The organism is Rhizobium sp. GW821-FHT14E12, from assembly GCF_058803745.1.
Map to the genome: position 1 here is coordinate 1 of NZ_JBXAPH010000018.1, position 24,680 is coordinate 24,680.

General features: G+C 56.9%; 20 protein-coding genes and 2 pseudogenes. 4 read left to right on the plus strand and 18 right to left on the minus strand.

From position 1 onward, the window contains the following. Positions 1-269 precede the first annotated feature (269 nt). From AC1RO0_RS30410 to AC1RO0_RS30445, 8 genes and pseudogenes are all read right to left on the minus strand, one after another. Positions 270-466 (minus strand): annotated as a pseudogene (locus AC1RO0_RS30410) (amidohydrolase); the annotation flags it as partial. 112 nt (positions 467-578) lie between these two features. Next, positions 579-2,123 (minus strand): ABC transporter substrate-binding protein, encoded by a 1,545-nt coding sequence (locus AC1RO0_RS30415; protein ID WP_498596249.1) that lies wholly within the window; start codon positions 2,121-2,123, stop codon positions 579-581. Between the two features lie 30 nt (positions 2,124-2,153). Continuing rightward, positions 2,154-3,017, minus strand: a complete 864-nt coding sequence (locus tag AC1RO0_RS30420) for a serine hydrolase (protein ID WP_498596250.1) — start codon at positions 3,015-3,017, stop codon at positions 2,154-2,156. 1 nt (position 3,018) lies between these two features. Continuing rightward, positions 3,019-4,647, minus strand: coding sequence for an ABC transporter ATP-binding protein (locus AC1RO0_RS30425; protein ID WP_498596251.1), 1,629 nt, complete (start codon positions 4,645-4,647; stop codon positions 3,019-3,021). Further along, positions 4,644-5,462 (minus strand): ABC transporter permease, encoded by an 819-nt coding sequence (locus AC1RO0_RS30430; protein WP_498596252.1) that lies wholly within the window; start codon positions 5,460-5,462, stop codon positions 4,644-4,646. The genes AC1RO0_RS30425 and AC1RO0_RS30430 overlap by 4 nt, the downstream gene beginning before the upstream one ends. Then, positions 5,459-6,403 carry an ABC transporter permease gene (locus AC1RO0_RS30435; RefSeq protein WP_498596253.1) on the minus strand — a complete coding sequence of 315 codons (945 nt, stop codon included), beginning with the start codon at positions 6,401-6,403 and terminating at the stop codon, positions 5,459-5,461. The genes AC1RO0_RS30430 and AC1RO0_RS30435 overlap by 4 nt, the downstream gene beginning before the upstream one ends. Before the next feature lie 176 nt (positions 6,404-6,579). Then, positions 6,580-7,482, minus strand: coding sequence for a LysR family transcriptional regulator (locus AC1RO0_RS30440; protein ID WP_498596288.1), 903 nt, complete (start codon positions 7,480-7,482; stop codon positions 6,580-6,582). Between the two features lie 84 nt (positions 7,483-7,566). Then, positions 7,567-8,472, minus strand: a complete 906-nt coding sequence (locus tag AC1RO0_RS30445; protein WP_498596254.1) for a LysR family transcriptional regulator — start codon at positions 8,470-8,472, stop codon at positions 7,567-7,569. 112 nt (positions 8,473-8,584) lie between these two features. On the opposite strand from AC1RO0_RS30445, the gene AC1RO0_RS30450 reads away from it, so the two are divergent. Then, the gene (locus tag AC1RO0_RS30450; RefSeq protein WP_498596255.1) at positions 8,585-9,931 is read left to right on the plus strand and encodes an MmgE/PrpD family protein; all 1,347 of its coding nucleotides are present in this window, start codon (positions 8,585-8,587) and stop codon (positions 9,929-9,931) included. Here the strand turns inward: AC1RO0_RS30450 and AC1RO0_RS30455 are convergent. Next, positions 9,833-10,213 carry an ANTAR domain-containing response regulator gene (locus AC1RO0_RS30455; RefSeq protein WP_498596289.1) on the minus strand — a complete coding sequence of 127 codons (381 nt, stop codon included), beginning with the start codon at positions 10,211-10,213 and terminating at the stop codon, positions 9,833-9,835. The two genes, AC1RO0_RS30450 and AC1RO0_RS30455, sit on opposite strands and share 99 nt — an antisense overlap. Positions 10,214-10,289: 76 nt before the next feature. Here AC1RO0_RS30455 and AC1RO0_RS30460 point away from each other — a divergent pair. Beyond that, positions 10,290-10,997, plus strand: a pseudogene (locus AC1RO0_RS30460) (IS6 family transposase). Positions 10,998-11,157: 160 nt separating this feature from the next. Here AC1RO0_RS30460 and AC1RO0_RS30465 read toward each other — a convergent pair. Beyond that, positions 11,158-12,288: a helix-turn-helix domain-containing protein gene (locus tag AC1RO0_RS30465; RefSeq protein WP_498596256.1), complete on the minus strand. Its 1,131-nt coding sequence runs from the start codon at positions 12,286-12,288 to the stop codon at positions 11,158-11,160. Positions 12,289-12,799: 511 nt separating this feature from the next. Here AC1RO0_RS30465 and AC1RO0_RS30470 point away from each other — a divergent pair. After that, entirely contained in the window at positions 12,800-13,120 is a 321-nt protein-coding gene (locus AC1RO0_RS30470; RefSeq protein ID WP_498596257.1) for a hypothetical protein, read from the plus strand. Positions 13,121-13,253: 133 nt separating this feature from the next. Here AC1RO0_RS30470 and AC1RO0_RS30475 read toward each other — a convergent pair whose 3' ends face one another. The 8 genes from AC1RO0_RS30475 to AC1RO0_RS30510 form a co-directional block, all read right to left on the minus strand. Beyond that, positions 13,254-13,754 (minus strand): DUF995 domain-containing protein, encoded by a 501-nt coding sequence (locus tag AC1RO0_RS30475; RefSeq protein WP_498596258.1) that lies wholly within the window; start codon positions 13,752-13,754, stop codon positions 13,254-13,256. Between the two features lie 33 nt (positions 13,755-13,787). Beyond that, complete coding sequence (locus tag AC1RO0_RS30480) at positions 13,788-14,735, minus strand: glycoside hydrolase family 26 protein (RefSeq protein ID WP_498596259.1); 948 nt, start codon at positions 14,733-14,735, stop codon at positions 13,788-13,790. Next, the gene (locus AC1RO0_RS30485) at positions 14,732-15,295 is read right to left on the minus strand and encodes a DUF995 domain-containing protein (protein ID WP_498596260.1); all 564 of its coding nucleotides are present in this window, start codon (positions 15,293-15,295) and stop codon (positions 14,732-14,734) included. Before AC1RO0_RS30485 ends, AC1RO0_RS30480 begins: the two co-directional genes overlap by 4 nt. Next, positions 15,292-16,713: a UDP-glucose dehydrogenase family protein gene (locus tag AC1RO0_RS30490; protein ID WP_498596261.1), complete on the minus strand. Its 1,422-nt coding sequence runs from the start codon at positions 16,711-16,713 to the stop codon at positions 15,292-15,294. Before AC1RO0_RS30490 ends, AC1RO0_RS30485 begins: the two co-directional genes overlap by 4 nt. A 33-nt stretch (positions 16,714-16,746) precedes the next feature. After that, positions 16,747-18,582 carry a glycosyltransferase family 2 protein gene (locus AC1RO0_RS30495; RefSeq protein WP_498596262.1) on the minus strand — a complete coding sequence of 612 codons (1,836 nt, stop codon included), beginning with the start codon at positions 18,580-18,582 and terminating at the stop codon, positions 16,747-16,749. Next, the gene (galE, locus tag AC1RO0_RS30500) at positions 18,579-19,565 is read right to left on the minus strand and encodes a UDP-glucose 4-epimerase GalE (protein ID WP_498596263.1); all 987 of its coding nucleotides are present in this window, start codon (positions 19,563-19,565) and stop codon (positions 18,579-18,581) included. The genes AC1RO0_RS30495 and galE overlap by 4 nt, the downstream gene beginning before the upstream one ends. After that, positions 19,565-20,578, minus strand: coding sequence for a UDP-glucuronic acid decarboxylase family protein (locus AC1RO0_RS30505; RefSeq protein WP_498596290.1), 1,014 nt, complete (start codon positions 20,576-20,578; stop codon positions 19,565-19,567). Before AC1RO0_RS30505 ends, galE begins: the two co-directional genes overlap by 1 nt. Before the next feature lie 563 nt (positions 20,579-21,141). Next, a complete protein-coding gene (locus AC1RO0_RS30510) occupies positions 21,142-22,272 on the minus strand; it encodes a helix-turn-helix domain-containing protein (RefSeq protein ID WP_498596291.1) in 1,131 nt (376 codons plus the stop codon). Between the two features lie 695 nt (positions 22,273-22,967). Here AC1RO0_RS30510 and AC1RO0_RS30515 point away from each other — a divergent pair. Next, positions 22,968-24,671 carry a putative bifunctional diguanylate cyclase/phosphodiesterase gene (locus AC1RO0_RS30515; RefSeq protein WP_498596264.1) on the plus strand — a complete coding sequence of 568 codons (1,704 nt, stop codon included), beginning with the start codon at positions 22,968-22,970 and terminating at the stop codon, positions 24,669-24,671. The last annotated feature ends 9 nt before the right edge of the window (positions 24,672-24,680 follow it).

Below are 24,680 nucleotides of genomic sequence, written 5' to 3' on the forward strand. Positions count from 1 at the left end.
CGACATCCCCTACCCTTGCATCCGAAGCCTTGACTCTATCCGCGCCATGCCTGCGTGACTATAAAAGCAGGTGGAGCTCTCGATGAGATACGAACCATTGTATGTTGAACTTCGCGGAGAAGTACCACAGGACGGTATGGCCCCATTTAATTGGCTGAATACGCAGCTCACACAATGTAATGATCTCGATACCGATCGCATCGGGCTTGCTTACGCAAGCTAGAACAAACAAGAGCGTTGTAAACTTATGACGAGATAGAGGCCTGTTCCGCCAATGCCTTGGCAGCATGAACCATGGTCTTGCGCGCGCCGGAGCTACGTCCTCGGGCGACGATTTGCCACGTATGTGGATTGGTACCGATTGCCTAGGCCGGCGCCCAGCATCGCGCCGTCGGCGTCACCCGACTGACATCTTCGACATCCGTCGCGACTGGCCTTCGAAGGCGTGCAAGCCAAGATGAAGCGGTCTCGGCATGTAGCCTCCTCGCGGAAGCATGAAATTCAGGCGCCGAAAATCTGGCTCGGCGGACAGCATGCCCGCCGAAGACATATGTTTGGCTGCGCCATTCCTTTCCGCCTTATTTATCGAGTGACACTTCCCAAAGGCGGGCGTTGGACTGCCAGACGGGCTGACCTTTCAGCGCCTTCGTGGCACCCCAGACATCGATCATGTCGTAGAGGAAGACACCGGGCATATCCTGCAACATCAGTTCGTGGAACTGATCGAAGATCGCCTGACGCTTCTTCGGATCGGTTTCCGCATAGGCGGCCTTCATCAGTTCGATGGCCTTCGGATTGTCCCACATCAGCGACGCGTTCTGATCCTTGTCACCGACGTAGAAACTGTACATCAGCGCCGGATCGAGGCGGGGCGCCACAGATTGCGAAATGATCTGATATTTGCCCGAACGGCGGCGATCGACCTGCGTAGCGTAATCCAGCACTTCGATCTGGATGTTCATACCGATCTGCTGGAGCATGGCCTGCGCCATAACGGCGGCCGGAAAGCTCGGCACGTTTCCGCGCTTGTTGGCTATGATGCTGATCGGTTCGCCCTTGTAACCGGCCGCATCAAGCTCTTTCTTGGCGGCCTCCAGATCATAGGGAAGACGCTTCTTCTGTGTTTCGCTGAAGTAAACGGAATCGGAAGAGACCATCGATCCGTTCGCCTCGCCCGTGCCGTTCGATGCGGCCTCGACGAGCTGGTCGAGATCGAGCGCCTGCGCCATGGCGCGGCGGATGCCAGGTTTGCTCAAGATGGGATCGCGTGTCTGGAAGTAGAAGAGATTCTTGCCGTTGTTCCGCGAAATGATCACCTGGGTCGTCTTGCTCTCCTTGAACTCGGGAATGAGATCGGGAGAAATCTCGGCCGTGTCGAGCACGCCCGATTGCAGGCCGGCCTTGACGGTGGAGGCGTCGGGAATGACCATGAATTTGATGCCGTCGACCAGCGGCCGCTTGGAGCCGACCATGCCGTCCGGCTTGCCGTCATTGGCGGGCGAGATATAGCCGTCGAACTTGGTGAGATGGATATATTCACCTTTCTTCCATTCGTCCCACTTAAACGGGCCCGTTCCGATCGGCTTGTCGAAGGTGCCGCTGGCAGCGATGGAATCCGGGGAGATGATGCCGGTATAGCCGCATTCAGGGCGTGACATCAGGCCGAGGAAAACCGCCGACGGCTTTTCCAGCGTCATGGTCACGGTCGAAGCATCAGTCGCCTTGATGCCGGTCACATGCACCGCGCCGCTGCCGTCGAAATCCTTGATACAGGTCCATTTGGTCTTCGGATCCATGTAACGGTTCCAGTTCCAGACCACATCGTCTGCCGTCAACGGCTTGCCGTTGTGGAACTTCACACCGCCGCGCAGCTTGAACGTATAGCTCAAGCCATCGGCCGCCATATCGACGCTGGCGGCCAGAAGCGGCTTGACCTCGCCATTGTTGGCGTAACCGACGAGACCCTCGACGATGTGGAGGATGACGCCGTCGGTATTGCCGTCGCGATTGACCCCAGGATTGTTGCTGCGCAGGTCGGAACTCTGTGCCACGACGATATCGCGGGCAGTCGCGCTTACGACGAGCGACATCAGGATGGTGCCCGCAAGCAGAATGGTCTTCATCGTTCTACCCCTCTTATATGTTTGATTGTTCTATGCTTGGAATTCATCCCAGCAGACGCGCGAAAGCCTGCCGATGGTCTCGAGCGACAGAGTGTACCCAGGCGTTCCGTCCGGCATCGCCTGCGGCACCTGATCGGTATAGGCGGCGATGATGTAGAACGGCGCACCGTCACGGTAGACGATGCCCGCATCCATGCGCCCACGCTTGCCGCGCCCACCCTTGCTCGCCACCTTCGTCTCGAACGGCAGGCGGGAGTGAATGCCGTAGCGCAGCACCTGGTTCTTCAGGGTCTGCAGCGCAAACTGGCAGAGATCCGCCGGGCAGCCGAGTTTTTCCGCTGCAACCTGCAACGTTTGCGCATCGAGGATCGTTTGCAAAAGCATGACCTGATCGGCCGCTGTCGTGGTGGTGACCGCGCCAAGCGCGTGATCCGGGGAGAGCGCCAGCGGTGGGATGAGGAAGCGGTGATGCGTGCCGGTCATGCCGATCGACTTGCAGTAGAGATCGACCTCTTCCAGCGTCAGGCGTTCAAACACCATCTTGGTGCAAACATTGTCGCTCAACACCATCATGCCGGTGATCGCGTCGCGCAGCGATATGACGATGCCCGGCGTCAGATATCGGAATATGCCGCTCGCCACCTCCTCAGCGAAGCGCGGCTCATAGACGATCTGCTCGTCGAGATCGAGCCGGCCTTCGCCGACGGCCTTGAACGCCGCCATCATGATCGATGTCTTGCGCGTTGAGGCCGATGGCGTTTCCTCTTCGGCGCCGCGGCCAAAGGTTTCGCCGGTCAGGAGATTGCGGATGCAATAGCGCGTCACGAAAGGCTGCGCATCGCAGATCGCATTCAGCCGTTCGTCCGCCTTGCTCGAAGTGGTGGTCGTGTTCATTTTAGGCCTCCAGTCGCCATTTCAGTTTAACCCCGCCGGTCTCGTTGAGATCGAGCGCGGGGATGGCCGAGAGGAGACGTCGCGTATACGCCTCCTGCGGCCTGTCGAAGATCGTGTTGCGGTCGCCCTGTTCGATGATGCGGCCGTCCTGCATGACGACGACACGATCCGCCACCTGCTCGACCACGCCGAGATCGTGGCTGATGAACAGGCAGGAAAAGCCGTAGCGTCTCTGCAGATCCGAAAACAGCGTGAGAACCTGGGCGCGGACCGTGACGTCCAGCGCGGAGACCGGTTCGTCGGCGATCAGGAATTTCGGCCGCCGGGCGATGGCGCGGGCAATCGCGACGCGCTGGCGCTGGCCGCCGGAAAGTTCGTGTGGATAGCGCTGGGCATGATCGGTTCCAAGTCCGACTTCCTCGAGCGTTTCATAGGCCCGCTTCTTCTTGGCGGCCCGATCGATATCGGGCACAAGCCGCAGGGCTTCCTCGACCAGCGACAGGATCGTCATGCGCGGATCGAGCGACGAATAGGGATCCTGGAACACCATCTGGCAGTTCAGCCGATAGTCGCGCCAATCCGCCGAACGCTCGCGTCCCTGAAAGAGCACTTCACCTTCGCTCTGATGGACCAGTCCGGCGATGGTGCGCCCAAGCGTCGTCTTTCCCGAACCGGAGCCGCCGACCAGGGCGACCACTTCGCCCTCATGGATATCGACGCTGACACCGTGGAGCGCCCGTTTCGGCGTTCCCTTCTTGAGAAGCGATTTGCGGCCGGGATAATCGACCACGATGTTGCGCGCCGACACCATCGGCGCAGAGGCCATATCGCTGCTGCGGACTTTGCCACGGACGGGAAGCGACGACAAAAGCTTGCGTGTATAGGGATGTCTGGGCGTTTCGAGGATCTGCTCCGTGGTTCCCTGTTCCACAACCGAGCCCTTTTCCATCACGACGATGCGGCTGGTATAGCGCGCCACCATCGGCAGATCGTGGCTGATCAGCAGAACCGCCGTGCCTTCGGCCTTGGTCAGTTCGACCATCAGCTCCATGACATCTCGCTGGACAACGGCATCGAGCGCCGTCGTCGGCTCGTCGGCAATCAGCAGTGCCGGCTTCAACAGCATGACGGAGGCGAGCATGATGCGCTGGCGCATGCCACCGGAAAATTCGTGCGGATAGGCGGAAAGTGCCGCCCCCGGATCGCGGATACCGACCCGCTCCAGCATGACGAGGATGCGGGCGCGCCGCTCTGTAGCCGTCGCGTTGGTGTGAAGGGTCAGCCCCTCCTCCAACTGCCGGCCGATCGTCATCGACGGATTGAGCGAGGTCATCGGCTCCTGAAACACGAGCCCGATTTCGGCGCCGCGCAGCCTGCGCAGATCCGCCTCGCTCATCGACATGACGTCGCGGCCCTTGTAGGTCACCTCGCCGCCCGTCACCTTGATGGGAGGCGGAAGCAGCGAGATCAACGCACGCGTCGCCAGCGACTTGCCGGAACCGCTCTCACCGACGATGCCGAAGATCTCGCCGGGCTCGATATCGAAGCAGACGCTCTTCACCACTTCGACACCACGATGGGCAACCTCGAGCGAGAGGTTGCGGACGCTTAAGAGTTTCTGTTGGGTCATTTCAGGCCTCTCATGCGCGGATCCAGCCTGTCGCGGAGCGCGTCGCCCAGAAGATTGATGCCGAGAAGCGTGAGCGCGATGCATAGGCCTGGAAAGAGACCGAGCCAGACGGCCTGCTCGACGAACGGCCGGCCGGCGGCGAGCATATTGCCCCAAGTGGGCGCCGGCGGCGGAACGCCGAGACCGAGGAAGCTGAGCGCGCTTTCGGACAGGATCGCCCAACCGAACATCGAGCTCGACAAAACCGTGATCGGTGCCAGGCAATTGGGCAGGATATGACGCAGCATCGTATAGATCTCGCTGTTGCCCATGACCTTAGACGCTTCGATGAACTCTCGTTCGCGCAGTGACAGCACGGCACCGCGCACCACGCGTGCCATGGACGGTGTATAGGCAATCCCCAGCGCGAAAATGATCCCGTACTGGTTGGCGCCGAAGACGGCCAAAAGCCCCAAGGCGAGAAGGATGCCGGGAAAAGCCAGCAGCGCGTTGTTGACCGCCATGATGACCGCATCGATTGCGCCGCGCGCATAGCCGCTGACGAGGCCGATCAAAGTCCCGGCGATCGCGGCAAGCAATACTGTCAGCGTACCGATCCAGACGCTGGCGCGCGCGCCGACCATGAGACGGCTGAGGACATCGCGACCGAATTCGTCCGTCCCGAGCCAATGCTGAGCACTCGGGGCAGCAAGACGCGCCGTGAAGCTCAGCTTCATCGGATCGAACGGCGTCCAGAAGAGGCCAAGGGCTGCGACGACAAGCAGAAGGGCGATCAGCACGCCGCCGATCAGGCCATTGAATGTAAATTTCTTCATTCGGCCACCACACGCGGATCGAAGAGAGGATAGAGCAGATCGACGACGAGGTTGACGACCACGTAGGAGAGCGCGACGATCAGCAGGCAGCCCTGGATGACCGGATAATCACGCTGGAAAATGCTGTCGACCATGAGCCGGCCGAGGCCCGGAATGGTGAAGACGGTCTCGATCACGGCGATGCCGCCAAGCAGATTGCCGAGGATCAGGCCGATCATCGTCCAGGTCGGGCCGAAGGCATTCTTGAAAGCATGCTTCCAGAGGACTGCGCTTTCGGAGAGGCCCTTCGCCCGGGCATGGGTGATATAGTCGAGCCGAAGGACTTCGAGTGTCGAGGCACGCGCCATGCGGATCAGCACGCCCATCTCATGGATGACCAGCGTCATGATCGGCAGGACGAGATAGAGCAGTCCACCAACGACATTGCTGCCGATCGAGACATAGCCAAGGACAGGCAGCCAACCCAGCTTCAAGCCAAAGAACAAGAGCAGCAGCAGGCCGAGCCAGAATGTCGGGATCGACAGGAGCACCGTCGCCGTGCCGACAAGCGCCAGATCCGTGAGGCTATTCTGCCGCCAGGCAGCGATGACGCCAGCCGGAACCGCGATCAGGCTCGCCAACAGCACCGCGGTCAGTACGACCTCCGCACTGACGACAAACCGGGAGACGACGAGCCCCAGGACCGGCTCATTGTTGACGATCGAGCGACCGAAGTCTCCGGTCAGGACATTGCCGCCCCAGATCAGGAATTGTTCGGGCATGGACTTGTCGAGCCCAAGCTCGGCGCGCATCTCGGCAATCTGATCCGGCTGCGCCATATCGCCAAGCAGCAGCGCTGCCGGATCGCCGGGAATGAACCGAATAAGCGCGAACACCGTAATCGCCACGATGACGACCGTCGGCAACGCCATGAGGAGGCGGTTTAGGATAAATCTGAGCATCGGTTCCCCTGAACGCGATTGTGAATGGGCCGTTGATCGGCTTGTTGTTCACAGACTATGAGCGATGAGAAAATTTTGCGCAATATTATGCATTTTTGTCATAGATCTATGCGAATACCGCGCGCTACGGAGCGCCACAATTGGCCTACATAAGCTTCAATAAAAAATTGTATTTATTATGCTTTCTGCGACAAAGCGATCTGACGTTTGAGCGCGTCCATCAAAGCCTGCGCAGCGAGCGACGGCGGCGCGCCTGCCGGCTTGGCCAATCCGAACTCCTGCTTCGAGACAGGCGTGAAGGGTCGTTGAACGACCGGCAGGTGCCGATACAGATTAGCGTAGAAACTGCTGATAATGGCGATACCCAGGCCGTGGGCGACATAGGCGCAAGCCGAGCTGTTGGTATGCGTCTCAATCTTGACATTCTGCTTCACGCCAGCCCGCTTGAAGGTCTGGTCGAGAAGCATGCGGGTTGGCCTTTGTCGTCCGATGAGGATCAACGGAATATTGCGCAGATCCCTAGGCGTGATCTCGGCAACCGCTGCCAGCGGATGGCTTTCGGGGATGACGCAGACAGTTACCCCGCTTGCCACTGGCTCCATATCGATGCCCTGCCCAGCCTCTCCTTCGTAGCGCAGAAACCCGAAATCGATCACCTGTTGTTCGACCAGCCGCGTGATCGCCGTCGTCGTCTCGAAAAAGGTCTCGATGCGGACCGTTGGGTAATCCTTGGCATAATCGACCAGCATGGCCGGCGCGAACTCCTCCCACATGCTGCTTGGCAACCCAATACGCACGACTTCAGGCCCCGCAGCTCCGCTGCGCAGATCCTCGGCCAGACCTGAAAACCGGTTGAGCCCGAGCAGGATATGCTCTGCGTCCCGGGCGAGGATGCCGGCTTCAGGCGTTGGAATGAGCCGCCCTTTGTCGCGGGCAAACAGCGTCAGCGACAAATCGGTTTCGAGTTGTTGCAACAGGCGGCTGACACCCGACTGGCTGAGACCCATGCTCTTTGCCGTCGCGATCGTCGATCCGGTTGCCAGCAATGTCTTCAGCACCTCCAATTGTCGGAAATTGATCATTTGAAAGGCTCCTTAAAAGCATAAGCGCAAGTGGTCCTGCGGCTAACCAGCGCCGCCACGGATTGAAAGCAAAATTGGACGCTATGCCCAGTCCTGCAGATACCGCAAAAACGGAGCTGCCGCCTTTGGCAGAGGCGCCCGATCCGAGCTGACAATGGCATAGGTCACCGGCAGAGAAGGTTCCAGCGGCACAAAGACAAGCGGCATCGAGCGATATTCGCTCGCCAGCAATTCGCTGACGATGGCGATCCCCAGGCCTTCGGCGGCGAGCCCGCAGGCGCACCCGACCGAATGTGCCTCGATGGCAGGACGTTTACGCAGTCCCTGCTTGTAGAAGAGCGCCTCCAATTCATGGCGTACCGGGCGCTCTCGATTGAGCAGGATCAGGTCATGCGGTTTGAGGTCGGCAACCGTGAGCATGGCACGTCCGGCCAGCGGGTGGTCCCGGTGCAGTACGCAGATATTGCGCGACGGCATTTCATGCTCGAGCCGTAACCCCGGCGTTGGCGACGGGAGGCGCGTAAAACCGATATCCGCTTCCCCATCCGCCACCATACGCTCGATCGCCAAATAGTTGCCTGATGCAACCTCGATCCGGACAAGTCCATTCTCGGCAAGGAAGCGCTTGACGAGGCGCGGAACAAGCGTGACGGAGAGGCTCGCCGGAAACGCCAGCCGCAGGGGAATTTCCTGGGAGCGGCCATTCTCCAGTTCCACCGCCAGCACTTTCAGCGCGGTCAGGCGATCGGAGATTGCCCGTATTTCCGGCCCGAGCTGCAGCCCTTCGCGCGTCGGCGCCAGCCGGTTCTTGTCGCGTTCGAACAGGCGGACGCCAAGATAAAGTTCGAGCTGATGCAGAAGTCGGCTGGCATTCGATTGCGAGATGCCGAGTTCGCCGGCCGCGGCGATCGTCGATCCGGTCGCCGCGATCGCGTCATAGGTCTGGATGTGCTTGACGCTGATCGTGACGTCACTGTCCTTCGTCATTCCCGCTCCCGAAATTGAATAGATCGACCCGTAAACCGCATAAGATTGCGCCACCCCGCGAAGCTCAGCATCCTTGCGCGCATCAACGAAGACTTTGTGGAGGCATTCGTCAATGGCGACGGTCCTGGAAAAAATCGCCGATCAGATCGTTTCGAGAACGAGCTTTTCTCCCGTCGCGATGGCGCGCGCGCAGGAGGCCGTTATCGACACGATCGGCTGCATGCTGGCGGGCGCCGCCGATCCGGCGCCACAATCCGTGGCAAGGGCCTTCTCCGCAGATATCAGCGCGAGCGGCGCCTCGGCAATCCTGCGAGGCGGCCGAGCATCGCCGTCGGTTGCAGCGCTGATCAATGGGACGGCTGCTCATTGTCTGGATTTCGACGATAACTTCCATCCCGCCCGGGCGCATGCCTCTGCGGTGTTGGTTCCAGCCTTGCTCTCGATCGCAACCGCCGATGCCGCCGTCTCGGGGCGACAATTCCTGCACGCGTATCTCGCGGGCCTTGAAGCGCAGGCCTCTATCGGCTTCGGAGTCAATCCGTCGCACTACAACAGAGGATGGCATGGCACATCGACCGTCGGCTGCATTGGAACGGCTGCCGGCGTGGCTGTGCTTTTGGACCTGAATGCAACGGAGATCGCACAGGCGATGAGCATTGCCACAAGCTTTGCCGCCGGTCCGAAAGGCCAGTTCGGAACATCGGCCAAACCACTTCATGCCGGCATGGCCGCGCGAAACGCAGTCGAAGCAGCGCTCCTTGCGCAAGCCGGGATGAGTGGACGTCTGGATATTCTGGAGCGCCCGCAAGGCTTCCTCGATCTTTTTGGCGGAGAAACAGGTGCTGGTTGGGAGGCTCTCTCTGCGAGTGACCGCCACGTCATCGAGACGCACGGCCTAGTGACGAAGCTCCATCCCTGCTGCGCCTCCACGCACCGCGCCATCGATACGGCCCGCGATCTACAGATCGAACACGGCTTCTCCCTGAACGAGGTGCTTTCCATTCAAACGAAAGTGGGCCGATCCGCGGTCGACAATCTCGCCTATCCCGATCCGCTGGATGAGATGCAGGCGCGCTTTTCGATGCAGTATTGTCTCGCCACGGCGCTCTATCAAGGTAAGCTTTCACTGACAGACTTCACCGCCGCCGCAATTTTGCGTCCCGAGATTCGCCGCCATATGCCGAAGATATCGATGAACGCCTATAGCGCGGCGGAAGAGAAGGGGATCGAACGCCTTCCGCATCAGGTCATCGTCAATCTCAGCGATGGGCGCAGCCTGAAGACTGAACGGCTCCACGCGACCGGCTCAGCCGCCGTGCCGCTCACTACCGCCGACCGACGTTCCAAATTTGCTGACTGCCTAGGTTGGGCAGGACTGGAAGCTGAGGGGGCGCATGACGCGTTCTTGAATTTTGAGGACACAGTATCCCTCAAGGACATGTTGAGCGGTTTTGAATGATCCGTCGCTTCTTGACGCATCGGCAACGGACGCGATCGTCACCTTTGACGTCATCGCTTTTTCGCGAAGGCGCCTATAGACTTCTTCCTTCGAAGTATTGCGGCTGGCCGACAAAATTCCGGCGGCCTTTTCTATTCTGCGCCGAGCCTTCAATGTGTCGTCCAGCGACTTGATCCGCTGCTTCAGCCTCGCTTCGTGGGTGGCAAGGCTGACCGCCGTCGTCAAAGCCGCCAGTATCCCGAAGATCCTCACCGGCTTCGACAAGACACCGTGAACATTCATGCGCTGCAACTCGGTCAGGATCTCCGGGGCACCGTAAAGTTAACCTGTCGGCGATCGGTCTGTGCAATCTTGCAGCATGATCCAAGTCGCTCGTGATCGCCTTTATCGCCGCCACCGGTTTCCAGCTGAAGTGATCGCGCACGCGATGTGGCTGTACCGTCGTTTTCCGCTCAGTCTGCGGATGATCGAGGATCTGCTGGCGGCGCGTGGAATCATCGTCGCGCATCAGACCGTGCGTCTCTAGGCGGAGAAGTTCGGGCGGTACTTTGCTGGCGAAATCCGCAGGCGATCCGCCGGTTGGTTTGGCGACAAATGGCATCTTGATGAGGTCGTCATCTCCATTGGCGGCAAGAAACATCGGCTATGGCGGGCTGTCGATCGGGATGGCTTCGTTCTCGACGTGCTGGTGCAAAGCCGCCGCAATACAAAGGCCGCCAAACGCCTGATGCGAAAGCTTCTGAAAGGACAGGGGCGCTCGCCCCGCGTCATGATCACCGACAAGCTGCGATCCTATGGCGCGGCAAACATGCCTGGCGTCGAACATCGATCCCACAAGGGCCTGAATAACCGGGCGGAGAACTCCCATCAACCGACACGACGGCGAGAGCGGATCATGAAAGGCTTCAAGTCAGCACGACATCTTCAGCGTTTCGTTTCCATGTATGACCCCGTCACCAACCTTTTTCACATTCTACGCCACGAGATCTCATCCGACCATCACCGCGAGCTGAGAACCGCAACCATGCAAGTGTGGAACGAAATCGCACACCTGCGGGCCGCATAAGCGAAGGCGGAGGGCGAGACTTTCGACCAGAGCCCGTTAACTTTACGGTGCCACACATATGTCTCACCCGCCGTGCAATTCTTGCAACATAGCCTCTTGAACCCATTCGTGAATTCGAAATGGACTACCTGAATTAGCAGAAGATCGTCTCCGTCGGTCGTTAAAGGCCAAGTGTGCTTAGCCAGCTATCGAAAATCGGCAGTTCCTCCGTATGTGGCGGGTGTTCGATCCTGAGCTCTCCCATATGCTTGCGCACTTCGCTGGGGCTATAGCCGAATTCATGAGTGAATGCGCGGCTGAAATTAGCCGCAGAATCGAAACCAAATTTGCTGGCGATATCAATAATTTTTCGGTTATCGGCAGGATCGGCAATCGCCGCGCGGGCGGCCAAAAGCCGTCTTTTGCGGATATAGTTCAAAACGCCACCCGACGTTTGGAACAGCTCATAGAGTCGCGTGCGCGAAATCGCTAGTTCACGGCTCAAGGTTTCAGGTGTCAGATCCTCTGAACCTAGATTGTTTTGGATAAAGCGCCGGGCTCGAGTCATCAGTCCGATTTGCGAAGTTTGGTCATTGACCATATGGCAATCCATAAGCGGCGCGACACTATGGAACACCATCTCCCGTAGTTGGCTCCTCACACCCTGCAGATCATCCCTTGTTAAACGATCAAGATTCGCCTCGAGGAAAGCAACGTAATCTGAGAGAAGCTTCACGCGCGCACCGCTGAAAACAACATTGTTGCTGGCGCCCGGCAGTCCGCCCCGATCGGCAAACAGATCATAAGGCAGGATCAGGGTGACCGATTCCGCGCTCAGGGTACGTCCGTAAAAAGGATAACCGAGTGTGCGGATCTCCATCATGCCAGGCTCGTTTTCCGCAACCCGTCCATTGACGCCAGTCCATGTTCTTCCGGTGCGCAGAAAAGTGATCTGCCAGTGATCTACGGAGCTAAAGCGTACTTTCTCGGCCGAGCGCTCGTAGCTGAAAGCCGGTGTGGCTTGCTGGATAAGCAGCACCCCTTCAAGATTCCAGACGGTTTGATTGACCGGAAAACAGTCATCAACTTTGGCATTCTGTGGCAAGCGCATATCTATCAGCGGCGCCATGCGATCCTGCCACGCAGGAAATTGTTGATCCGAGGCCAGATCTCGAGTCGAAAACGGCAGGGACATGAGCTGCGGCAGGCCCTGGCTTCCGCTACAGAGCGGCACCTGGGATATACGCGGCCACCGACGTCTTTCTACAAACGTTGGCTGTTCTGAAGAAACATCAGCTTTGCTCCACATCATTGTGGCGGCCTTTCAATAATACGCTGAAAATTGTCCAGTCTTAATTACTGTCTGTTCTCCAAGTACTGAATAAGCACCCAATACATGAGCGATACCAAGCAGTTGGGGCGGAAAATAACCTTGGCGTAGAGAAGAGTTCCTTTCCCGGATACCTAAATCGGCATCGGAACACCCAAAAATGGCCTGAATCTGATTGCATGGCCCCCTTAGAAAGGGGCAGGGAAACACGCGGAAAGCTACCGTGTTGTATCTTGGGAAGTGCGCTCTGCCTGAGGGCAACGCATCGGCAGACAAGTTCGCGAAAGCAAAATGCGCCCGACCGAAGGTTCTGGGCAGCGATCGCAAGTTACGCAAAATGAACGCCCTTAAGGATGGCATTGTTGCAGACCTTGGCCTGAAATTGCAACAAATAATTAAGCAGAAATCCTTAATATTATCAAGCAGCTTATGACGAAAAATTAAACAATTTTCGCCATAAATGATGCAGAGCAACAATCACAGGAAGTAACTGATGAAGTTGAATCGAGACATATATAGTGAGTGCCCTAATCATCGCCTATTAAAATTGGCGATATCTGCTTTGGGAGCACTGGCAATTTCCACAACTCTACTTAGCAGCGTAAATGCAGCTGATTTGAAGCGACCGGAAAAGAAAACCATAGAATTATATATGAAAAAATATGAGAGAAATCACACGTTCTTCTACAACGGGAACCCGCGTGCAGCGAAAGTCAATGTTTCCGCAGAGGAGTATTTCAAGGGTGCGCCCTATATTTGCACACCAAGCGGATTTGGAAGAACATCGCACTGTCGTGCGCGCAGTACATTTTGATGCAAATATAGGCTCTTGCGGATCATTCAAGAGACGGAAATAGGGGCTGCTACCTTAGACAGCGGTTGCACGAATTGATGATAGACAATTCGCTTCCGCACTTCGCTATAGCCCCTATTCCAGCGTCCGATTTTCAACCGGGCAGGTGTTTGCTGACATAGTCACCCCGCCGCAGTTTGCGGACCTCATCATCATGCTTGAGCGGATTGTGCCGGAACACATACCATTTTCCGCCCGATGCCCGTTTCTGATAGATGACCCCTGCTTTCTCACGATGCATAAAGCAAGAGACATTCTGTTTGGCAAATTTCTTGCTATGCCAAAGGGCATTCATGCAGAGTTTGCCCCTGTTGGACGTATACCAGCTGCCCTTTGCGTAAGACTTTTGGGCACCTGTATGCGACCATGCGATGAAATGATTCCGGTTTTTCGAGAAAAAACCCGCACCATTTTTCCATATCCACGAACGCCCTACATAAAGTCTATGCAACTCGACGGCGTTCATTGGCATTGCCTTACTGGCCGCGCGGGCGATCACCCGATCGGCCTGTTGTTGTGTTGCCGCACTGGCTGTCCCGAATAACAGCAATGTCGCAAGCGCAGCATTCAAGATAACGAAACGGAACGAAGACATTTTTGTTTCCACTTCAGTTGTTTACTGCGGTGATCAGTTCACGAGAGGGCTGGCAACGACACGCCAATCCGGCCGACCCAAGCCATCCGGCCACGGATAGACTTCACGGTCGTTGAAATACACCACTGCTGTCATGTCCGGGAATTCGGCATGCGGCTTGGCGGCCTCTTCGGCCCAGGCGCGATTGTAAGCGTCATTCCCCTGATAGCCGAGTTCGGCGATGACGATCGGCTTTCCAAAGGCCTTAACGCGATCGTAGCCCGGCTTGGTGGCCTCCACGAAAGTTGAGTCCCGTCCAAGTTTCTTCTGATCGAATGGCTGGTAGCCGAAGACCGAAAGACCGACGACATCAACATATCGATCGCCGGGATAGTAGGCTTCAAGTCCCTCCTTTCCCATTGGGGACCACATATATTTCGCAGATGGAAGACTTTGGCGGCATACCGTGATGGCATGTCGATAGGCCTTCACATAGCCTTCTGGTTTCCAGTAGGCCCAAGTGAATTGCCCGTTCTTTTCATCCATTTCCTGAGCCCAGCGAATGGTAACCGGGCTCTGGAGCTTAGCTGCCGCCGAACACACCGCTGCCATGTTGGCATCGTAGCGACCGGCTAGAATCCCGTTCAGAAGATCCTCGGGCGCAACGCGCCAGTCGCGCGCCCAGGACCAGGGCTCAATCGTAATCAGCAACGACCGCCCGCGGGTGCGCGCATAGGCATCCGCCGTGCTGAGAGTTGCGAGATCGACATCTTCCCACGCAAGGAAGAGATGCTCGATCTTGGGATTATGGTCGCTGGCAAAATCCCCATTTGGATCATAGGCGCCCGAAGCAAGCGATTGCGGGGTGACGATCGGCCTCTTGTCATGAAACAAGCTTTGGTTCTCGGCCTTCGCCTCAAGAACATCACTGGCTGTGTAAGCTGCTCCGCAAATAGCGGCAGTGCAAAGCATAGCTGCCGTCAGTTTGGATATGGTTTTCATTGGAGTGTTTCCTTCTTCTGCTCGGTTTTGCCCGCGCTCAAGGTGGCTTTCACGACGTCTAGTCGTGGCGAGACCAGGTCATCGGCGACCAGCTTCTCCGCCTCATCGGCTTTTTGGGCGACGGCATGACGAAATACGAACCAAGCCCCATCCGGCTCATGCCTTTGGTAGATGGTTCCGTTGCTAATTTGATGGACAAAGCAGGTTTTTGCCGGAAACTTGCCGTTTGTCGCATGCCAGGCCGCCACCAAACACAGGCGACCCGTATCAGTTACTGTCCAACGGCCCTCGGCCCAGGACTGACCTCCCGCTCCATCGACCCAGGCGGAAAATCGGCGATCTGCGTCCTGCATTCGTCCCGCGCCATCGGACCACTGCCAGCTCTTGTCACGATAAAGCACATAGAGCTCGCTCGCCGTCATGGGCCGGGCGCCTGTAGGCAGCTTGACGTCGACCTTGGTAGCGGCGGCGTTGCCTGACCCGGCCAGCCCGAATGCGATGGCGATTGCCAGCCCAGTCGCACAAGCAAGTTGGATGGCTTTGTTGTTCGATGGCTTCATTTTTGTTCCTCCCGCACAGCAACCGAGGCAGCTTTTGCCGTTGTTGTGTTTACCGCCCGTAGGGTACTGTTCCTCCGCCTCGCGGTGTTCTGAATGTCGCTCTCTGCGCTGGCCGGCCGGCCGATGGTCGAAACGCGGAACCCAAGCCGTTCGGCCATATCGGGGTTGAATGCGTTTCTAAGATCGATGAGAATCGGCTGGCGCATGCGCTGTTTGAGCTGAACCAGGTCGATCGTCTTGATGGTTTCCCATTCCGTGATGACGACGACGGCGTCGGCGCCCCTTGCGCATTCATAAGGGTCATCACAGAAGTCGACATCTTCGAGGATTTTTGCGGCATTCTCGATGCCAACAGGATCATAGGCGCGGATGCGACCACCGAAGCGCTGCAGCGCTTCGATAAGCGGCACCGAGGGTGCATCGCGCATATCATCGGTATCGGGTTTGAAGGTGAGACCGAAGATCGCGATGGTCAGGCCGTCTATGTCGTTGCCAAGCGCTTCCATCACTTTCAGCGCCATGCGTCGCTTACGCGCCTCATTGGCGGTGACGGTTTCCTCCACAATACGAAGCGCTACGCCATGATCCTGCGCTGTCCGCAGAAGTGCCAGCGTGTCCTTTGGAAAACAGGAGCCACCATAGCCAGGCCCAGCGGTGAGAAAACTTGTTCCGATGCGCTTGTCGAGCCCGATGCCAAGTGCCAGCTCGTTTACGTCGCTGCCCACCTGTTCGCAAAGATCGGCCAGCTCATTGATGAAGGTTATTTTAGTCGCCAGAAACGCGTTTGAGGCATATTTGATCAATTCCGCAGTGCGTCGCCTCGTAATGAGAACTGGCGTGTTTTGCAGCGCGATCGGGTCGTCGTAGAGTTCCACAAGACGTTTGGACGCGCGCTCGTCCTCGACGCCGATCACAACGCGGTCCGGCGCAAGAAAGTCGCTGACCGCCACACCTTCGCGCAGGAATTCCGGATTGGATGCAACAGAAAACGTGCCGGCTTTGCGGACAGAACCGATAATCTTCTGCACCACGTCTCCCGTGCCGACGGGCACGGTCGATTTGACCACCACGACGGTATTGTCCGCGATCAGCGGCGCAAGTTCGCGCGCCGCCAGATAGACAAAGGAAAGGTCTGCATCCCCACGATCGGCGCGTGGCGGCGTGCCGACGGCTATGAAGACAACCGCGGCTCCGTCCACCGCCTCGGCCAGGTTGCAGGTGAAATCAAGCCGTCCCGAGGCGTAGTTGCGCTCGACCAATTCATCGAGCTGGGGCTCGTAGATCGGCATTCTGCCCTCCAGAAGGCCCTCGATCTTCCGAGCATTCTTGTCCACACAGACGACAGTGTTGCCCCATTCGGCAAAGCATGTGCCGCTGACCAAGCCTACATATCCGGTTCCGATAACAGCTATTTTCATTTGCGTTCGCGCCAGTGGCGCCCTTCCCTGTTATCAATTCGTGTCGCCGTCGCTCACGCGCCAATGCGGATTGAATATGATCCGGTGCAGGTCATGTCCGCCTATTCCGGCGCCTGCTACCGAAAAACGATATTCGAACAGCGTGTAGCCGCTCGTGTCCCAGGTCAGCGACTCGATCCCGCTACGGCCGCGCTCGATGGTGGCAAGACACGGCAAGGCGATCAGGGTCAGCAGGCTTCCGGCGAGTGCCGGACGATAAAAGCGGCCGGCCATGCACACGATGTTTTCGCGCGCATGCTGCAGAACGATAACCAAGACGAGCAGCGTGTAGATGGCTGCGTTCACCGTGGCGAAGATGTAGAAGCCGCGAGTGTCTTCAGCATTGGCGACAAACAGCACCGGTAGAACTGAGATCAACGACAGCAAGATATAAGGCGCGAGAACCCTAGAAGGGAGCGGATCGACATCAGACGTGCCCTTCGGCGTGACCCGAAAATCCACGAAAGATCCCGTTGCCCAGTCGCGTATCGCTGCCAGAGTTCCCGCAAGTGCCCACGGCCAGCGGGCGAACAGAAACAATGTCATTTCCCAGCTGAGAATCTTGGCATCAACCGGCCGGAAGGTGCCGGTTTTGCGCCACCGATAGGCAAGCAGGATCAGCAGCACCGACTGTGGCACGAAATGAAGCAGAAAGTCGGGATAGGACACATCAACGAAAATCCTTCCGCTTATAAGCGCGGCCACGGGCAGGAAAAACATCAACGCCATGAAGAGCGAGAAGAGACAGTACCAAAGCTGAGAGAACAGGAACTGCATCTTCAGCCGCAATGGCAGACGCCTGACCAGCTTTGGCGAATATTGCAGCAGGATCATCATCAGGCTGCGCGACCATTGAAACTCTTGTGTAATGAGATCCGTGAAGGTACGCGGACCGTCTCCATGAGCGATGGCGTCGAGCGCATGAACGCCCCGCCAACCGTGTGCGTTCATCATCAACGTGGTCGAGTGATCCTCGGCCAGTTCGGGACCAAGCCCGCCTATATCCTTGAGGGCAGCGGTTCGAACGGCATAGTGCGAGCCGATGCAAAGCGGCGCCAGCCCGCCATTGAAACCTGCCTGCAGCGATCCATGCATGCTGGCTTCGGCATAGAGGCGACCACGCGCTGACCAGCTTTCATGGGCGTTATGGTCACAAATGCTAGGCGCGGAGACATAGCCGACCCCCGGGTCGGCGAAGGGACGCAGCATCTGATAAAGATAGTCAGGCTCCGGCACATGATCGGCATCAAGCTGGGCGACGAAATCATAGCGCGCATAGCCATACTGATCATAAAAGAAGGCGAGATTGCCTTCCTTGCAACGGGTACGGCGCGGCCATATCTGGCGGTGATAATCCTCGCGCCCCTTGCGGGTGGAAACATGGACGCCTTGTTCGCGGCACCAGTCCAGCGTCGCGGGTGACGGATCCTCATCGGCAAGCCAGGTGTCGTGCGGCACCTGTTGCGCCAACATGGCAGATAATGTCCGGCCCACGATTTCGAAGGGCTCCGATGGTGCCTTCGTCACCACCATTGCCACGCGGCTGCCGGCAGGCAAACGCAGCCGTCCGCTTGGTTTCCGCGCAAGATAGAAGGCGGCAATAAAATAGAGCGGAATGATAGTGACCCAGGCCAGCACCGAGGTCACCAAAATGGATCCGACAAGATAAACATGGTGCGCGGGGACAAACCACCAGCGCCAGAAGTAGACAACCGCGGCAAGCCATAAAGCGGTGCCGGCAAGATATTCCGCGCGCCGATAACCGGCCAGGACTGGCACCATTAGCGGTTCGTCTCGCATTGCTTGAGCTTGTATCTCGCGCATACTCATTCGTGCACCTCCAATCCGAAGAATGGAGCGGCGGTTCGGATGATCGTTTCAATGTTTGAATAAAGAGGCTGAAAGCCGAGCTTCTCGGCTGCAAGATCCGAAGCCGCATAGAGAGCCGGTGGGTCGCCTGCCCGACGGGCACGCATTTCGACTGGCACAGGGCATCGGGAGATTCGCCTGATCGCGGTCAGAATCTCCTTAATGGATGTTCCGTGGCCAGTACCCAGGTTGACGGCGAGATTGGCGCCACCTCTCATCAGATATTCAACGGCTAGTATGTGAGCGCGCGCAAGATCCATGACATGGATGTAGTCGCGGATGCATGTGCCGTCCGGCGTGTCGTAGTCGTCGCCGTAGACTTGAAGAAAGTCGATGGAGCCGCTTGCTGCAAGCAGCGCGCGAGGGATCAGATGTGTCTCAGGATCATGCCACTCGCGGAGTTCTTGTTCTGGATCGGCGCCTGACGCGTTGAAATAGCGGAGTGCCGCATAATGCAGCCCGTAGGCCGCCGAATAATCAGCGAGCATATGTTCCGCGATCAGCTTTGTTCTGCCGTAAGGATTTATCGGCTGCGGGATCTGGTGCTCGCGGATTGGTAGATGATCCGGAATGCCGTAGATCGCGCAACTCGATGAGAAGATCAGCTTGTCCGTACCCGTCCGGCGGCATGCTTCCAGCAGCGAATGAGTGCCGTTTACATTGTTGGCGTAGTATTTCGCCGGATCTTCAACGGACTCACCCACATAGGCCGAAGCTGCGAAATGTATCACCGCATCCGGGCTGTATTTTGCGAGAACCTCGACAAGTCGTTGCGTGTCGAGAATATCCCCTTTTTCAAGGGGACCCCAACGTACCGACTCTTCATGGCCTGTCGAGAGATTGTCATAAACAATCGGCTCATAGCCTTGCTTGCGCAAAAGCTTGGCGGTGTGGCTGCCGATGAAGCCGGCACCACCTACCACGAGTATGTTTCGCATGGACATCACGCCACCTCGACAAGCTCGCCATTGGGGCGAACGAGTTGACGTTCGAAATAGGAAACCGTCGACTTCAGACCGTCCGTCAATGCGACAGACGGCTCCCATCTCAATTCCCGTTTTGCAACCGTAATATCGGGTCGACGCTGGCGAGGATCATCGATCGGCAGCGGCTGATAGACAATTTTCGATGGTGAGCCCGTCATCGCAACGACCTGCTCCGCGAGATTGCGGATACTAAACTCGGTCGGATTGCCAAGATTGACCGGCGTGTGAATTGCCGGCTGGCTGCGCATCAGCCGAATGAAGCCCTCGATCAGATCATCGACATAACAGAAGGAGCGCGTCTGCGATCCGTCGCCGTAGATGGTGATATCCTGCCCCTTGAGCGCTTGGACGATGAAATTGGAAACGACGCGGCCATCGTCAGGACGCATGCGCGGCCCGTAAGTATTGAAGATGCGCGCGATCCTGATATCGACGCCATATTTCTTATGGAAGTCGTAGAAAAGCGTCTCGGCAGAACGCTTGCCTTCATCATAGCAGGAGCGCGGACCGAAGGAATTGACATGGCCCCAATAGCCTTCAGGCTGCGGATGGACCTGGGGATCTCCATAGATTTCCGAAGTGGAAGCCTGGAATATCCTTGCCTGATGGTGCACGGCCAGCTCTAGAAGGTTTAACGATCCGAATACGCATGTTTTCAACGTATGGATCGGGTCTGCCTGATAATGTTGCGGCGAAGCCGGGCAAGCTAGATTATAAATCTCGTCGACGGGCAGATCGATCGACTCGATAATATCATGGCGGATAAAACTGAAAGTATCGAAACGCAGCAGATGCCGCATATTCTCCATCCGTCCCGTCGAGAAATCGTCCACACAGATCACTTCGTGACCTTCAAGTAACAGACGCTCACAAAGATGCGATCCGAGAAATCCTGCGCCTCCGGCAACAAGAATTACGCGTCTTGCGGTATGCATCAGAGATAGATGTGAAGATCTGAAGGTCATGCTCATAAAACTCTCCCCACTATTTTGTTTTACGCTCAACATATTCAGGCGAAAGCACTTTTAACTTCTCACCCTCTGGCGTCAGCGATAGTTAATAATTTTTTATATCGCTAATTATAACTTAAATATATTTCCTATAACTGTCGTTATCCGGGAATTCAAAAACTTTACATTTCGTCCATATTATTTTTCTCAAATTGGCATAGTTGAAACAAATAAATACAGGAGATATCCGAATATTATCCGTATGATTTGTGTAGTTCTCGGGAAAATTCCGTAGTTAATCTATCATTGATCGGATACCGTGCTGAAAGCTGATCTCCTTTGTTGGCCGGGTGTGCTGAGAACTAGGAGCCAGGCTACTGTTATTCTGATGGCATTGACGGCGCGGGAGTCCTGGCGGATCAAAATCGCTGCAGCGGCAATCGACAACGAATGTTGCCGACTGTGCTCGGGCGCTTTGTAAGGAGGAAATTAACCCACCGATCAGGCAGCTGAACGCATGCGTGGCGCGGCTTGAACCGTAACATTGTCGATGCCAGAGTCCGCCCGATGTCGACTAACCCGGGTTAGCGGCTATGGCCGAGCATTCTTAGCCACTTGTCGAAGGAGTGATCATCTTCGATCTCAGACGTCGGCGCAGCTACATGCCCAAGATAAGGCGGAACAGTCAGGTTCCGTGCCTCACGAGGACTGTAGCCAAATTCTTTGCTGAAGGCCCGGCTGAAGTGGGCGGCTGACGAAAACCCGACGGCAAAGGCAATGTCGCCGATTTGCTGCCGATTGGTGATGTCGCTGAGGGCCGCATGGGCAGACAGAAGACGGCGCCGCTGAATGTAGTGATGAATTCCGCCATCCGGCTCGAGCAGTTGGTAGAGGCGGGTGCGCGAAACGCCGAGTTCCCGACATAACCACTCCGTCGTGAGATCGGGCGACATCAAATTGCGCTGCACGAGACGCCGCATGCGTTCCATCAACGCCCAGTTGCTGTGCTGCTCCGAGACAGTCGAATCAACGGCCGACGACGAAACGCAGGTCAAAATCATATCGCGCGTCGTCTGGACCACGTGGGGAAGATCCTTTGCGGCAAAGCGTGAAAGGTTTTCCTCGAGACTGTCCAGATATTCTATCAGCAATTGGGTGTAGGTGCCGGACAATGCGGTGTTGTTCTTGATCTCCGTGGCACCGGGAATGTCAAAAAATAGTTCGCGAGGCAAATAAAGCGACAGGCTTCGCGACTGGGTTGATCGGCCCCGAAAAGGGTGCCCCAGAGACCGCAACTCCACATTTCCCGGCTCGCCCTCCGAGACATGCCCATCGACTTCCGTCCACATATGACCGTTGCGCAATATCGAGACATGCCAATGGTCGATGAGATCCGATCTCACCTTCGCCTGCGAGCGCATGTAGCTGTGGGGAGGTGCATTTTGTTGGACGACCAGCATTCCGCCGAGATTCCACGCTGCGTGATCGGCAACGAACTCCGTATCCTGGGAGGAAACATCCGGACGCTGAATGTCCATCAGGGGGGCCACATAGGCCTGCCAAGCAGCAAATTGATCTATCGGCGCAAGATCTCGCGTGGAAAACAGTATCGGCTTCAGCGCCGACGAAACCGGTTGCCCTTCTCCGGCTACTGTTGGCTGCCGTGGAAAACGACGACGTTCACCGTGCAACGGCGCGATTTCGTCGCTTCGCATGCTATCTTTGGCTTTGACAGCGTCGGCTGCAGCTTGTTCTTCGCGCCGAAAGTCTGACAATTTGGCCTCTCCAGAGCCCGACCCTCAAATACGCTCACCGCGTCAACGGCATTTCGGCTCCGGCTAACAGCCGACGAGATATCAAGTATCAACCCGCTGCCGGCTATTGTCCAGGCAATTTCCTACCGGTCTTTGAAGACATCACGGCAAACCAAGCGTAGCAAGCCAAGTGCCGCGCCTCATGTGGCTCCGCTGTAATCCGGTGAGATCCGCACATTGACTTCCTATCGAACAAAGCACTCCCCTTTCCTGGCGGAGGCAGAGCAGTAGCGAGCTGCCGTCCGCGCGCCGTTATAGACTATAGACTTTATAGACTAGGGGGCTCCTCTCCAACGGGTCCTGAAAGATCGCGCTTAATCATTGAAGGTGACTTCAATGATTCTGCTCAATCCGCCTTTCGAAACAACAGCCTTTGAGCAGTATATGTTGCCGCATTTATTGGCTATTTTCTAATCAAACATCCTGTAATATATTGAGTGCCAATTGGTGGCCACTCACCTGTACAGTAATGCCTTGTGATGGTGCGCTCGCGGTGACTGCAATTGAGACGCGTTGACTCTGATACGACATAGGCTGCTGAGGTTGGATGACGGCCACACGGGGGGTGTCGGCCGGTTTGGGAGGAGAATAGCCCCATGCCCGAAAACCGTGCGAATTGGCCGTTGCTGGTTCCACAAAAATCTGAATTTGGTAATCACCCTGAGGCGCTGTTCTCGCTCTGGGGCCTCGATTTCAAGCTTATAGACTGCTCGGAGGAGTTCAAGGAGCGGGCAGATCATGCTTCCCCGCCCGCCATGACGTTGTGGGAGGTCTATCCCTCTTTGGCAAATCCCGTGTTCGCGGACTTGGTCCAGCTTGTGATCGATACTGGGCACTCGCGACGTATTCGGCTCAACCCCTCGGTGTCCACAGGCCAAGATTTGCTGCTATTCCATACTCGCGATGGTCTTGCCATTATCGAAATCGACAGCAGTGGCGCCAACAGAGCGACATTGTCGGAAGACCAGGAGCGGGCGCGGCTTCTGCATCAGGCAACGCATGACGTTTTAACTGGATTACCCAATCGCCGCCAATTCAGCCAGGAGTTGGACAGACTTCTGCCGACTAGTGGCGAAACAGGTCTCGCGCTGATGCAGATCGATCTGGACGATTTCAAACCCGTCAACGATACGATGGGGCATGGTGCCGGTGATATCGTGCTTCGGCTTGCTGCCGAAAGGATAAGCCGGACCCTTGATCACTGTGAAGTCGCGTACCGCCTAGCAGGCGATGAGTTCGCCGTCATCCAGGTCGCCGCGCAGCAACCGGCAGAGGCCGAAAGACTGGCAGAGGCATTAGTTGCCGAATTCAAGAAGCCGTTCACCGTTGACGGAATCTCGCTGTTCGTCGGCGCAAGTATCGGCATCGCGATTGCACCTCGTGACGGCAACGAGGGAGAGCAGTTGATGAAAGCTGCTGACGTGGCTCTCTACGCCGCCAAAAAAGAGGGGCGTCGACGGGCGCGAACATTCGACCCCGGCATGCTCTTGGTGCTGGAGCAAAGGGAGATGCTGCGGCGCAGTTTGCGCGTAGCGCTCCAGCGTGATGAATTCTTCCTCGAGTATCAGCCGTTGGTGGAGCCGCCGTTTACGGTCGTCGGCTTCGAGGCATTATTGCGCTGGCGACATCCCAGTTTGGGCATCATCCCGCCAATAGCCTTTATCTCAATGGCAGAGGCCGATGGTTTGATGAGCGAGATCGGCCAATGGATACTTGAAGAAGCGTGCCGAGAAGCTCTTACATGGCCGGTGCACTACACCGTAGCCGTCAATCTGTCGCCAGCCGAATTTCTAACGCCGGGCTTTACCGACCGCGTCGCGCAAACGCTCGATGTTGTCGGGTTCCCCTCCGAACGTCTGGAACTTGAGATCACCGAAAGTGTCTTGCTGGAACGCACCATTAACAATCTTGACACGTTGAACACACTCAACGTGCTCGGCATCCAGATTTCACTCGATGATTTTGGGACCGAATATTCTTCCTTGAGCTACCTCAAGAATTTTCCGTTCGATAACATCAAGATCGACAAGTATTTTATAAAGGATCTTCTGAGGGATAGCAAAAGCCAAACCATTATCCGCTCCGTCATCGCCTTGGCGCACGGCCTCGATATGCGTGTCACGGCCGAGGGCGTGGAGACAGCGCAACAAGCTACCTGGCTCCAGAGGGAGGGCTGCGACCGTTTGCAAGGCTATTTCCTCAGCCCACCGATGGGCGCTGACCAGTTGACCGACTTCATAGCGCAAAGGAGCCGTACACACCCGACGGCTCCCCTCGACGGAATTCGCGCTGGACCCTGACCTTTTGAA